The following is a 12,400-nucleotide window of genomic DNA, read 5'->3' as shown; positions in this document are numbered from 1 at the left end:
ACACGTGTGCAAATCGGGTCGGTGAAAATCGCGCCTCAGCGCGTGGCTGGTATTTGATGGTCATAGGTGGGTGCTTATCGGCAAGGGAAGGGACAGGCAATGCTGCGCCCAGTATAGGCAGCAATGGCCGGCGTGGCAACGATTAGCGATGCTGCGCTGCGCCATGGCGGCGCGCATGCCGATGCGCTCGTGTTCCCTGTAGAAAGCTGGTTCGGCAGGTACGCAGCCATGATGCCAGGGGCGAAGCCATGGATGCGTATTGCAGAGAATCGGCTTGCCGGGCGGGCATAAAAATGCCCCGGCGAGCGGGGCATGGGATCAAGCGGGCCGCCTCGGCCCTGGCGCTCAGGCGCGCAAGGTGGACAGGATAGGTTGCAGCACGGCCGCGCCCAGGGCAGCGCTGCGGGCGCCGCTCCAGCCCGTTTGCGGATCGGGATCGTTGGCGTTGTCCTTGAACGGCAGTTCCAGGGTCAGCGACAGGCAGCCGAAGGCGTGCGTGATGTGGGGCGAACCCATGGTCAGCACTTCCGGCGTGAACGGGCCGTCTTCATAGCCGTGCTCATTCTGGAAGTCGGGGCTGGCCACCTTGAAGTCGGCGATGAAGCGGTCTTGCGCGGCCTTCTGTGCTGGCGTAAAGTTTTCCAGCGCATCGCTGCCGGCCACGAAGACGTACGGCAAGCCTTCGTCGCCATGCACGTCGAGGAACAGGTCGCAACCGATTTCATGCATTTTCTGTTTCACCAGGAACACTTCCGGGCTGCGCTCCATGGTCGGCGTCATCCATTCGCGGTTCAGGTTGGCGCCGGCCGCGTTGGTGCGCAGGTTGCCATGCACGGAACCGTCCGGGTTCATGTTCGGCACCACGTAGAAGACGGCGTCTTGCAGGCACTGGCGGGCAAACGGGTTGGCCTGGTCCAGCAAGGCTTCGAGCATGCCTTCGACAAACCATTCCGCCATCGTCTCGCCCGGATGCTGGCGCGCGATGACCCAGACTTTTTTCTCGGCATCGGCGTCGCCGACGACCAGCAAATTCATGTCGCGGCCTTCCACGGTGCTGCCCAGGTCGATCAAGCGCACGAGCGGCGACGCTTGCGCGCTGTCGATCAGGGCCAGGTGGCGGTCCCATGGATACGGCTCGAAATAGGCGTAGTAGACGCTTTCTTCTTCCGGCGTGTGTTCGATGGTCATTACCGTGCCGTCAAAGCTGGTGGGCACGCGGAACCACGTTTCGCGGTCGTAGCTGGCCACGGCCTGATAATCTTTCCAGCCGTCCGGGTAGGCGGACTTGCCTGCGTTCATGAAGCGCATCGTGCACGCCTCGCCCTGCGCGCCTTGCAGGCGGAAGTAAAACCACTGCGTGATGTCGGCGTGGGAATCCTTGCGGATGTTCAGCTCGATGGATTGGGCATCGTCGGCGCGCAGCACCTCGATCGCGCCGGCGTCGAATTGCTGGCTGATTTTAATGGTCATGAGTGTTCCTGATAAAAACGTATGGGTTTTGCATCGTGTGCAATGGCGCGATGATACCCGTTTTAGCCACGCCTTTGTGCTGGCGCAAACGATGCTGGGCGCGCTTTGCTAACGTGGAAGCTCCGACACGGGGAGAGCATCATGGACGACCATAGCAACCACATACGCGAACTGGAAAAGAAAATCAGCGCCCTCAGCGACGCGCTGGCGCACCTGGGCAAGGGCACGACCTTGCAGGAATTGCTGCGCATCATACGTTTTCCTGGCTACACGACGCCGGCCGAATTCACCTTCAACGTCGCCATCCTCGACACCATGCTGGTGCAGGCCAATGCACTGGAAAAGCTGGGGCAGGATTTGCTGGCGGGGGCCAAGCAAGTGGTGGTGAAACAGTAGCTTGAGGTGGGTTTAGTCTCTTACCCTAAACGCAAAGGCTGGGGTCGGACCCTCAAGGGGCCGACCCCGGTACTACGCCGTTGGGTTCAGCTATTAAGTCCGCCAAAACGCTCGTAGAACCACGGCTCCACGTCGGGCGCGTGCTCGTCCTCGCGCCGCAGGGTGGCCAGGATATGTTCCTCGGCCGCCGCATACGTGATGCGGTACAGGTCGCGCGCCAGCGCATAGGCTTGCGTGCCAGGCCACGGTTCGGGCAGCAGTTCGACGGGCAGTTGCGGGTCGTGCAACTGCACGCGGCGGTAGGCGTGCGTCAGCAGCGAGCGGATGACGAACGCTTGCTCGGGATCGAAGGCGGGCGCTTCTTGCAGCAGGGTCAGCAGGGGCTGGAAGCTGGCGATGAATTTTTCGTAGCCAGCCATCACTTCCGACAAGTCCCAGCATTCGCCCACCATGTCGCGCAGGGGGCGCGTGCTGACGCCTGGCAACTCTGTTGTGTGGCAAACATACAGCTTGCCCTGCACTTCGTTGCGCACGAGGATATCTTCCAGCGCCTCCGTATTGCTGGCCGGGTGGCCAAAGATGCCAGGGGAAATCAAGCCGTAGCCCGCCCACAATAATTCCTTGCGCAGCGCGCCCCGTTCGGCGGCGCCGATGCTGCCGGCCGGCCCGATCACCAGGGTCCAGCTGCCATCCCAATGCACGACCAGCGGCGCGTAGATGCGGCGGTAGGCGCGTTCGAAGCGGGCCAGCGCTTCCGGGCGTATCGTATAGGCGCTGCGGCGGCCGTCGCGTTGCGAGCTGAGCCAGCCTTCCTGCGCCAGGCGGAACACGCTGGTGCGCAATAGCCGGTCATTGACGCCGAATGGCGCCAGCAGTTCGATCAGGCTGCCCAGCCAGATGGCGCCGCCGCGCGGCACGATGGCGTCGCCAAAGATGGTCATCACCAGGGACTTCGAGCGCGGTGGGTCGCTTTCCAGGAAATCGGCTATCCATGCCGTGCAGCGGGTGTTCTTCATGTGGTTCCGGTCTGGCCGTGTTGCGGTCGGTTCAATAAAAGCAGCAGTTTACTTGGCTGCGCGGGTAGCGCGGCAATAATTTGCCGGAAGCACGGGTAGCGCTCCATAGTGTTTTCTCATAAGCAATATCATACGCACAAAAAAGCGGCACAAGATACGATTTTTTAAAATGATTCACATCAAGTGTATGCAAATCGTTTTTTGTATCGTATTATCTGTTCATCGCACCGCGTTGCTGCGCAAATCAAAGACATGGGAGACACATCATGTACGCACAAATGGTTGAAACCGGCCTCAAGAACGTCCGCTCCATCGACGACATGGGCCAGGAAGAGCGCGCTTTCCAGGCGCGCATCGACGAAGGCATCAAGATCGAGGCCAAGGACTGGATGCCGGACGCCTACCGCAAGACCCTGATCCGCCAGATTTCGCAGCACGCCCACTCGGAAATCGTCGGCCAATTGCCCGAAGGTAACTGGGTCACGCGCGCACCGACCCTGAAACGCAAATCGATCCTGCTGGCGAAGATCCAGGACGAAGCGGGTCATGGCCTGTACCTGTATAGCGCCGCGGAAACCCTGGGCGTCTCGCGCGACGATTTGCTCGCTGCCTTGCATTCGGGCAAAGCCAAATATTCCAGCATCTTCAACTATCCCACCCTGTCGTGGGCCGACATGGGCGCCATCGGCTGGCTGGTCGACGGCTCCGCCATCATCAACCAGATTCCCCTCTGCCGCTGCTCCTACGGTCCGTATGCGCGCGCCATGATCCGCGTCTGCAAGGAAGAATCGTTCCATGCGCGCCAGGGCTACGACATCATGATGTCGCTGTGCAAGGGGACGCCCGAACAGAAAGCCATGGCGCAAGATGCCTTGAACCGCTGGTGGTGGCCATCGCTGATGATGTTCGGCCCGTCCGATGCCGCCTCCGTCAACAGCGCCCAATCGGCGCAATGGCGCATCAAGCTGTTCTCGAACGATGAATTGCGCCAGCGCATGGTCGACCAGACCGTGCCGCAAATCGAATACCTGGGCCTGACCGTGCCCGATCCCGACCTGAAGTTCAACGCGGAGACGGGCCATTATGAATTCGGCGAGATCGACTGGTCCGAGTTCAACAATGTCCTGAAGGGCAATGGCCCGTGCAACCGCGAGCGTTTGCAAACGCGCGTGAAAGCGTATGAAGACGGTGCATGGTTCCGCGATGCCTTGGTCGCCTATGCCGACAAGCAAGCCGCTAACAAAGCAGCAGCGTAATTACATAAGACAGATAGGGGATAGCAACATGAGCAAAGAATGGCCTTTGTGGGAAGTTTTCATCCGCAGCCAGCACGGCCTGGCGCACAAGCATGTGGGCAGCCTGCACGCTTCCGACGCCACCATGGCGGTCAACCATGCGCGCGACGTCTATACGCGCCGCAATGAAGGCGTGAGCATCTGGGTGGTGCGCGCGGCCGATATCGTCGCCAGCAGCCCTGGCGACAAGGGCGCCCTGTTCGAGCCGTCGAACAGCAAGGTGTACCGCCATCCCACCTTCTTCCCGATGCCGGAAGAAGTCAAGAACCTGTGATGGGAGCGCCTGCAATGGATGACAAGGTCAATTACCTCCTGCGCCTGGGCGACAATGCCCTGATCCTCAGCCAGCAGCTGTCGCAGCTGTGCGGCAAGGGACCGGCGCTGGAAGAAGACATGGCGCTGACCAACGTGGCGCTCGACCTGCTGGGCCAGACGCGTTTGTGGTTCAGCTATGCGGCGGAACTGGAAAACGCGGGCCGCGACGAGGACGACATCGCCTTCTTGCGCGACGCCCACGATTTCAAGAATTGCCTGCTGGTCGAACAGCCGAACGGCAATTACGCCGACACCATGATGCGCCAGTTCTTCTTCGACAGCTGGCATTACTTCCAGCTGCTGGAACTGACGAAATCGACGGATGCGCGCATCGTCGAAGTGGCGCACAAGTCGATCAAGGAAGTCACGTATCACCTGCGCCGCAGCGGCGACCTGATCGTGCGCCTCGGCGACGGCACGGCGGACAGCCATGCGAAAACGCAGGCCGCAGCCGACAAGCTGTGGATGTACACGGGCGAGATGTTCAAGTACGACGCCGTCGACCAGGCCATGGTCGCCACCGGCATCGCGCCGCCATCGGACGTGCTGCGCCGGGCGTTCCTCGAGCACGTGGCCGAGATCTTCGCCGAAGCCACCTTGATCATGCCGGCGCCCGACGCGTGGATGCAAAAGGGCGGCAAGCAGGGCACGCACACGGAACACCTGGGTTTTATTCTGGCCGAGATGCAGTTCCTGCAGCGCGCCTACCCCGGGGCGGAGTGGTAATGAACACGGCTGCGGCAGCGCTGGACGCGGCCCAGGTCTGGGCCTGGCTGGGCGACGTACCGGACCCGGAAATCCCCGTCATTTCGGTGGTGGACCTGGGCATCGTGCGCGCCGTGGAAGTCACGGATGGCGATGCGTGCATCGTGACGATCACGCCCACGTATTCGGGCTGCCCGGCCATGCAGGTGATCGCCGACGCCGTCACCGATGCCCTGCGCAGCCATGGCGTGGCCAAGGTGACCCTGGTAAACCAGCTGGCGCCCGCCTGGACCACGGACTGGATGAGCGAGGCCGGCAAGGCCAAGCTGAAAGGCTACGGCATCGCGCCGCCGCAGCAGCAGGTGATCGACATCAGCGGCTTGCGTGGTGGCGTGAAACGGCAACCGATGCCGAAGCTGGACGTCATTTGCCCGAACTGCGGTTCCACGCATACGCAGCTGACCAGCCAGTTCGGCTCCACGCCGTGCAAGGCCCTGTACAAATGCCTGGATTGCCGCGAACCGTTTGACTACTTCAAGTGCCACTAAAAAAATCAGGCACACGTTCCGAAGAAACTGGAGATGAAGCATGAGTAAATTTTATCCGCTGCGCGTAGCGAACGTGCGCAACGAAACGCGCGATACCATCGCCGTCACGTTCGACGTGCCAGCAGAACTGCAGCAGCAGTTCCGCTTCCAGCAGGGCCAGCACCTGACCCTGCGTGCCAACATCAACGCGGAAGACGTGCGCCGTTCGTACTCGATCTGTTCGGCGGTGCAGGACGGCAGCCTGCGCGTGGCCATCAAGCGCACGCCGGGCGGCGCCTTTTCCACCTGGGCCAACGACACCCTGAAAGCCGGCGCCACCATCGAGGTGATGCCGCCCATGGGCCACTTCAACGTGCCGCTCGACTGCGTCAACCGCAAGCATTACCTGGCCTTTGCGGCCGGCAGCGGCATCACGCCCATTCTCTCCATCATCAAGACGACCCTGCTGACGGAACCCCTGAGCCGTTTTACCCTGTTCTACGGCAACCGCGCCTCGTCGTCCGTCATCTTCAAGGAAGAATTGACGGATTTGAAGGATGTGTACCTGGAGCGCCTGAATCTCGTCTACGTGATGAGCCGCGAGCAGCAGGACATCGAATTGTTCAACGGCCGCATCACGCAGGAAAAATGCGAACAGTTCCTGCAGCACTGGATCAAAGTCGAAGACTACGACAACGCCTTCATCTGCGGCCCGGAGGACATGATGCTCGGTGTCTCCGCTGCCCTGCAGGCGGCCGGCATGCCCAAACAGAATATCAAGATCGAACTGTTCGCCGCCAGCATCCCGAAAAACGCCCACAAGCCGCGCGCCCAGCTGGCTGCGGATGCGGTGCAGGAAACGGAAGTGACCGTCATCATGGATGGCAACCACACCACCTTCATGATGGACAAGGACAAGGAATCCATCCTCGACGCGGGCTTGCGAGCGGGGCTGGACATGCGCTACTCGTGCAAGGGCGGCGTATGCTCGACCTGCCGCTGCAAGATCCTCGACGGCAAGGTCGAGATGGACGTCAACTACGCGCTGGAAGACTACGAAGTGGCGCGCGGTTTCGTCCTCAGCTGCCAGAGTTTTCCGCTGACCGACAAGGTCGTCGTCGACTTCGATCAGGCAGAATAAAGCCGGCGCAGGGCTGCTGCCCTGCCGTACCTATTACAAAGCGAGACGCCATGACCTACCAAAACATCCTCTTTACCATCGAGCAGGGTATCGCGACGCTCACCCTGAACCGTCCCGACAAGCTCAATAGCTTTACGCAAGCCATGCATGAGGAAGTGCGCGACGCGATTGCGCAAGTGAACGCCGACAGCACCGTGCGCGTCTTCGTGCTGACGGGCGCGGGCCGCGGCTTTTGCGCGGGCCAGGATTTGTCCGACCGCGCCGTGGAACCAGGTTCGAAGGGCGTGGACCTGGGCGAATCGGTGGAAAAAAACTATGCGCCACTGGTGCTGGCCTTGAAAGCCCTGGCCATGCCCGTGATCTGCGCCGTCAACGGCGTGGCCGCCGGCGCGGGCGCCAACCTGGCGCTGGCCTGCGACATCGTCATCGCCGGCAAGTCGGCCAGTTTCGTCGAAGTGTTCTGCAAGCTGGGCCTGATCCCGGACACGGGCGGCACCTTCTTCCTGCCACGGCTGATCGGTTCGGCGCGCGCCATGGGTCTGGCCATGCTCGGAGAAAAACTGACGGCGGAAAAGGCCGAGGACTGGGGCCTGATCTGGAAATGCGTGGACGATGCCCAACTGGCGGAAGAAACGCGCAAGCTGGCCGTGCACTTTTCCACGGCGCCGACCAAGGGCCTGGCGTACACCAAGCAGGCGCTGGCTCTCAGTGGCGCCAATACCCTGCCGCAGCAGCTGGCGCTGGAAGCGCGCATGATGAGCGATCTCGGTAACAGCGACGATTACCGCGAAGGCGTGGCCGCCTTCATGGAAAAGCGCACACCGCAATTCAAGGGACATTGATATGGCAGCTTTGGACAACAACAGTATCGTCGCCGTCATCGGCAGCGGCGCCATGGGCGCCGGCATCGCGCAGGTAGCGGCAGCGGCCGGCTACACGGTCAAACTGTACGACACGCGCGCGGAGGCGGTGAGCAAGGCTTTGCTTGATATCGGCAAGATGTATGCGAAGCTGGCCGAGAAGGGCCGCATGACGTTGGACGAAGCCACGGCCGCCACGGCGCGTCTGCAGGCGGCCGGCAGCCTGGCCGATGTGAGCGATTGCGCCCTGGTGGTGGAAGCCATCGTGGAAAACCTCGACGTCAAGCGCGGCCTGTTCGCCGAACTGGAAGCGCTGGTGGCCGACGACTGCATCCTGGCGACGAATACCTCGTCGATCTCCGTCACGGCGATCGCCGCCAAGCTGCGCCGGCCGGAACGCCTGGTCGGCATGCACTTCTTTAATCCCGTGCCCCTGATGGCGCTGGTGGAAGTGATCAGCGGGCTGGCCACCAGCGAGCAGGTCGCCGCCACCGTCTACGACACCTCGATCGTCTGGGGCAAGAACCCCGTGCATGCGAAATCGACACCGGGCTTCATCGTCAACCGCGTCGCCCGTCCGTTTTATGCGGAAGGCTGGCGCCTGTTGAACGAGCAGGCGGGCGACCCCGCCACCATCGATGCCGTGCTGCGCGAAGCGGGCGGTTTCCGCATGGGGCCCTTCGAATTGATGGACCTGATCGGCCACGACGTGAATTTCTCCGTCACGCAATCCGTGTTCGGCGCCTATTTCAACGACCCGCGCTTCACGCCGTCCGTGCTGCAGCAGGAAATGGTCAACGCCGGTTTCCTTGGCCGCAAATCGGGCCGCGGCTTCTACCTGTACGGCGAAGGCGCAGCTGCCCCTGTGGCGCAGGCGGAAGGCGTGCAAGCGACCCCGGAATTCGTCGCCCTGTCGGCCGCCATCGGCGGCGATGGCCGTGGCCACAGCGGCATCATCCGCAGCCTGGTGCAGCGGCTGGAGCAGGCTGGCGTCACCGTCAGCCGCCGCGTGACGCAGGAAGGCCAGGCGCATGACGAGGCACCGGCCCTGCATTGCCATGGCGCCGCGATTTATCTGACCGATGGGCGCAGCGCCACCCAGCGCGCGCACGACAACCAGCATCCGGACACGGTGCTGTTCGACCTGGCGCTCGATTTCGCCAGTGCAAAACGCATCGCCGTGGCCCGTGCCGACCAGTGCAGCGACGACGCCTATGCGGCCGTCGTCGGCCTGTTCCAGGCGGCCGGTTTTATCGTCACGCGCCTGGACGACGTGCCTGGCCTGGCCGTCATGCGCACGGTCGCCATGCTGGCCAACGAAGCGGCCGACGCCGTCAACCAGGGCGTGTGCACTGCGGATGCCGTCGATATCGCCATGCAGAAGGGCGTCAATTATCCGCGCGGACCGCTGGCCTGGGCCGATGCGGTAGGCGTTCAACAGATTGTGACCGTGCTGCACCACCTGGCGCAAGGCTATGGCGAAGACCGCTACCGGGTCTCGCCGCTGTTGCGCCGCAAACTCGCCAATGGAGCACCGTTTCATGCATAAGGAAGACCATATTCACGCCGCCCAGGCTTTGGCCGAAGCGGCCGCCGCCTCCATGCTGTCGCGCGATAACGCCACCGCCGCCATGGGCATCGCCCTGGCCGACGTGGGTCCCGGCCATGCGCGCATGACGATGACGGTGCGCGCCGACATGCTCAACGGCCACCAGACCTGCCATGGCGGTTTCATTTTTGCCCTGGCCGACAGCGCCTTCGCCTTTGCCTGCAACAGCTACAACATGAACACCGTGGGCGCCGGCTGCACCATCGATTACCTGGCGCCTGGCCGCGAAGGCGACGTGCTGACGGCGCATGCCGTCGAACAGGCGCTGGCGGGCAAGAGCGGCGTCTACGACGTCAAGGTCAGCAACCAGGAAGGCCGCGCCATCGCGCTCTTCCGCGGCAAGTCGATCCGCGTGGCGGGCGAAGTCATTAGCGGTTGAAGGTACAAGAGCAGGCTTGAACTGCCGGAACGAATTACATAGTGATAGAACCGATTAGGAGACAGAGATGGTCCAACGAATTCCCGCCCCCAATGACCTCGAGCCGATCGAGCGCGCCAGCAAGGATGAACTGCAGGCGCTGCAGCTCGAACGCATGAAATGGACGCTCAAGCACGCGTATGACAACGTGCCCCATTACCGTGCCGCTTTTGACGAAGCGGGCGTGCATCCGGACGATCTCAAATCCTTGTCCGATTTGTCGAAATTTCCGTTCACCGATAAAAAAGTCTTGCGCGACAATTACCCGTTCGGCCTGTTCGCCGTGCCGCGCGAGCAGGTGGTGCGCATCCACGCATCGAGCGGCACCACGGGCAAGGCCACGGTGGTCGGCTACACGCAGAACGACATCGATACCTGGGCCAACGTGGTGGCGCGCTCGATCCGCGCGGGCGGCGGTCGCGCGGGCGACATGGTGCATATCTCGTATGGCTACGGCCTGTTCACGGGCGGCCTGGGTGCGCACTACGGCGCCGAGCGCCTCGGCTGCACGGTCATTCCGATGTCCGGCGGGCAGACGGAAAAGCAGGTGCAGCTGATTCAGGATTTCAAGCCGTCCATCATCATGGTCACGCCATCGTACATGCTCAACATCATCGAGGAATTCACGCGCCAGGGCCTGGACCCGGCCGAATCGTCGCTGAAGGTCGGCATCTTCGGCGCCGAACCGTGGACGGACGCCATGCGTTCGGAAATCGAAGCGCGCGCCGGCATCGACGCCGTCGACATCTACGGCCTGTCCGAAGTGATGGGGCCTGGCGTGGCGTCCGAATGCATCGAGAGCAAGGACGGTCCCGTCATCTGGGAAGACCATTTTTACCCGGAGATCATCGATCCGGAAACGGGCGAAGTGCTGCCGGACGGCGAAGAGGGCGAACTGGTGTTTACCTCCTTGTCGAAAGAGGCGCTGCCCATCATCCGCTACCGCACGCGCGACCTGACCCGCTTGCTGCCGCCGACCTCGCGGGCCATGCGCCGCATCGGCAAGATCACGGGCCGCTCCGACGACATGCTGATCATCCGCGGCGTGAACGTCTTCCCCACGCAGATCGAAGAGCTGATCCTCAAAATGCCGAAGCTGGCGCCGCAATACCAGCTGGTCGTCACGCGCGACGGCCACCTCGACAAGCTCGAAGTGATCGCCGAGCTGCGCATCGACCTGACATCCACCATCTCGGCGAGCGAAACGGACGCCCTGGCGCGCGAGCTGGAACACCGCATCAAGACGCACGTGGGCGTGAGCACGCGCGTGCGCCTGGTGGCCGCCGCCGGCATCGAACGCACCCTGACGGGCAAGGCCCGCCGCGTGGTCGACCAGCGCCCGAAGATTTTCTCCTGATAGCCCGAACAAGGAAGCAAACATGAACGAAGCCTTTATCTGTGACGCCGTGCGCACACCTTTCGGCCGCTACGGCGGTGCCTTGTCCAGCGTGCGCGCCGACGACCTGGGCGCGCTGCCGATCGCCGCGCTGATCGCCCGCAACCCGTCCGTCGACTGGTCCGCCATCGACGACGTGTTCTACGGCTGCGCCAACCAGGCGGGCGAAGACAACCGCAACGTGGGCCGCATGGCCGCGCTGCTGGCGGGCTTGCCGGCGGCAGTGCCGGCCAATACCGTCAACCGCCTGTGCGGCTCCAGCCTGGACGCCGTGGGCATGGCTGCCCGCTCGATCAAGGCGGGCGAGGCGGAGCTGATCATCGCCGGCGGCGTGGAAAGCATGACGCGTGCGCCTTTCGTGATGGGCAAGGCCGACAGCGCGTTCTCGCGCGCGGCGAAAATCGAAGACACGACCCTGGGCTGGCGCTTCGTCAACGGCAAAATGAAGGCGCAGTACGGCATCGACACCATGCCTGAAACGGCGGAAAACGTGGCCGTGGAATTTGGCATCAGCCGCGCCGACCAGGACGCGCTGGCCTTGCGCAGCCAGCAGCGCTGGGCCGCCGCCAACGCGGCCGGCGTGTTCGATCGCGAAATCGTGCCCGTCGCCGTGCCGCAAAAAAAGGGCGAGCCGAAGATGGTGACGATGGATGAACATCCGCGTCCGGACACCTCGCTGGAAATGCTGGCGAAACTGAAAGGCGTGGTGAAAGCGGATGGCACGGTCACGGCCGGCAATGCCTCGGGCTTGAACGACGGCGCCTGCGCGATCTTGCTGGCGTCCGCCGCCGCCGTGGATAAATACAAATTGACGCCGCGCGCAAAAGTGCTGGGCATGGCCACGGCCGGTCTGGCGCCGCGCATCATGGGCTTCGGTCCGTCGCCGGCGTCGCGCAAGGTGCTGGCGCAGACCGGCCTCACCATCGAGCAGATGGACGTGATCGAACTCAATGAAGCGTTTGCCGCGCAGGCGCTGGCCGTCACGCGCGACCTGGGCCTGGCCGACGATGCGGCCCACGTGAACCCGAATGGCGGGGCGATTGCCATCGGCCACCCGCTGGGCGCATCGGGCGCGCGCCTGGTCATGGCGGCGCTGAACCAGCTGGAACGCACGGGCGGGCGCTATGCGCTGTGCACCATGTGCATCGGCGTGGGGCAGGGTATTGCTGTCGTCATTGAACGCGTATAAAAAAGTAAAACAACAAAAAAGGCGCAGGCTTGCAAAAAAGCGCCAACCATAATTGACCGTAGT

General features: G+C 62.8%; 13 protein-coding genes. 11 read left to right on the top strand and 2 right to left on the bottom strand.

Translation table 11 applies throughout. The features are described 5' to 3' along the window. Positions 1–345: 345 nt before the first annotated feature. On the bottom strand, positions 346–1,470 hold the full coding sequence (locus ACQ4WQ_RS21305; RefSeq protein WP_436499804.1) for a M14 family metallopeptidase: 1,125 nt from the start codon (positions 1,468–1,470) through the stop codon (positions 346–348). A gap of 141 nt (positions 1,471–1,611) precedes the next feature. Between ACQ4WQ_RS21305 and ACQ4WQ_RS21300 the strand changes: the two genes are divergently transcribed. Next, positions 1,612–1,866 (top strand): hypothetical protein, encoded by a 255-nt coding sequence (locus ACQ4WQ_RS21300; RefSeq protein ID WP_326459260.1) that lies wholly within the window; start codon positions 1,612–1,614, stop codon positions 1,864–1,866. A gap of 86 nt (positions 1,867–1,952) precedes the next feature. On the opposite strand, the gene paaX is transcribed toward ACQ4WQ_RS21300, so the two are convergent. Next, complete coding sequence (paaX, locus tag ACQ4WQ_RS21295) at positions 1,953–2,882, bottom strand: phenylacetic acid degradation operon negative regulatory protein PaaX (RefSeq protein ID WP_436499802.1); 930 nt, start codon at positions 2,880–2,882, stop codon at positions 1,953–1,955. Positions 2,883–3,148: 266 nt separating this feature from the next. On the opposite strand from paaX, the gene paaA reads away from it, so the two are divergent. From paaA to pcaF, 10 genes are all read left to right on the top strand, one after another. Beyond that, the gene (gene paaA, locus ACQ4WQ_RS21290; protein WP_070224238.1) at positions 3,149–4,138 is read left to right on the top strand and encodes a 1,2-phenylacetyl-CoA epoxidase subunit PaaA; all 990 of its coding nucleotides are present in this window, start codon (positions 3,149–3,151) and stop codon (positions 4,136–4,138) included. Between the two features lie 28 nt (positions 4,139–4,166). Then, positions 4,167–4,451, top strand: coding sequence for a 1,2-phenylacetyl-CoA epoxidase subunit PaaB (paaB, locus tag ACQ4WQ_RS21285; protein WP_034746356.1), 285 nt, complete (start codon positions 4,167–4,169; stop codon positions 4,449–4,451). A gap of 14 nt (positions 4,452–4,465) precedes the next feature. Continuing rightward, on the top strand, positions 4,466–5,218 hold the full coding sequence (gene paaC, locus ACQ4WQ_RS21280) for a 1,2-phenylacetyl-CoA epoxidase subunit PaaC (RefSeq protein WP_436500260.1): 753 nt from the start codon (positions 4,466–4,468) through the stop codon (positions 5,216–5,218). Next, complete coding sequence (paaD, locus tag ACQ4WQ_RS21275; protein ID WP_436499800.1) at positions 5,218–5,745, top strand: 1,2-phenylacetyl-CoA epoxidase subunit PaaD; 528 nt, start codon at positions 5,218–5,220, stop codon at positions 5,743–5,745. The genes paaC and paaD overlap by 1 nt, the downstream gene beginning before the upstream one ends. A gap of 40 nt (positions 5,746–5,785) precedes the next feature. Next, positions 5,786–6,865 carry a 1,2-phenylacetyl-CoA epoxidase subunit PaaE gene (gene paaE / locus ACQ4WQ_RS21270; RefSeq protein WP_436499798.1) on the top strand — a complete coding sequence of 360 codons (1,080 nt, stop codon included), beginning with the start codon at positions 5,786–5,788 and terminating at the stop codon, positions 6,863–6,865. 50 nt (positions 6,866–6,915) lie between these two features. Then, the gene (gene paaG, locus ACQ4WQ_RS21265; protein ID WP_070224243.1) at positions 6,916–7,707 is read left to right on the top strand and encodes a 2-(1,2-epoxy-1,2-dihydrophenyl)acetyl-CoA isomerase PaaG; all 792 of its coding nucleotides are present in this window, start codon (positions 6,916–6,918) and stop codon (positions 7,705–7,707) included. 1 nt (position 7,708) lies between these two features. Beyond that, on the top strand, positions 7,709–9,274 hold the full coding sequence (gene paaH / locus ACQ4WQ_RS21260) for a 3-hydroxyacyl-CoA dehydrogenase PaaH (protein ID WP_436499796.1): 1,566 nt from the start codon (positions 7,709–7,711) through the stop codon (positions 9,272–9,274). Beyond that, on the top strand, positions 9,267–9,713 hold the full coding sequence (gene paaI / locus ACQ4WQ_RS21255; RefSeq protein ID WP_326459268.1) for a hydroxyphenylacetyl-CoA thioesterase PaaI: 447 nt from the start codon (positions 9,267–9,269) through the stop codon (positions 9,711–9,713). Before paaH ends, paaI begins: the two co-directional genes overlap by 8 nt. Before the next feature lie 67 nt (positions 9,714–9,780). Continuing rightward, positions 9,781–11,109 (top strand): phenylacetate--CoA ligase PaaK, encoded by a 1,329-nt coding sequence (gene paaK, locus ACQ4WQ_RS21250; protein WP_436499794.1) that lies wholly within the window; start codon positions 9,781–9,783, stop codon positions 11,107–11,109. A gap of 22 nt (positions 11,110–11,131) precedes the next feature. Then, positions 11,132–12,337 (top strand): 3-oxoadipyl-CoA thiolase, encoded by a 1,206-nt coding sequence (gene pcaF / locus ACQ4WQ_RS21245; RefSeq protein ID WP_436499792.1) that lies wholly within the window; start codon positions 11,132–11,134, stop codon positions 12,335–12,337. Positions 12,338–12,400: the final 63 nt, after the last annotated feature.

The sequence above is a fragment of the Janthinobacterium goodfellowi genome (assembly GCF_051380695.1).
Taxonomy (GTDB): Bacteria; Pseudomonadota; Gammaproteobacteria; order Burkholderiales; family Burkholderiaceae_D; genus Janthinobacterium.
Note: the sequence above shows the minus strand (reverse complement) of the source record. Positions and strands in the feature narration are given on the sequence as shown.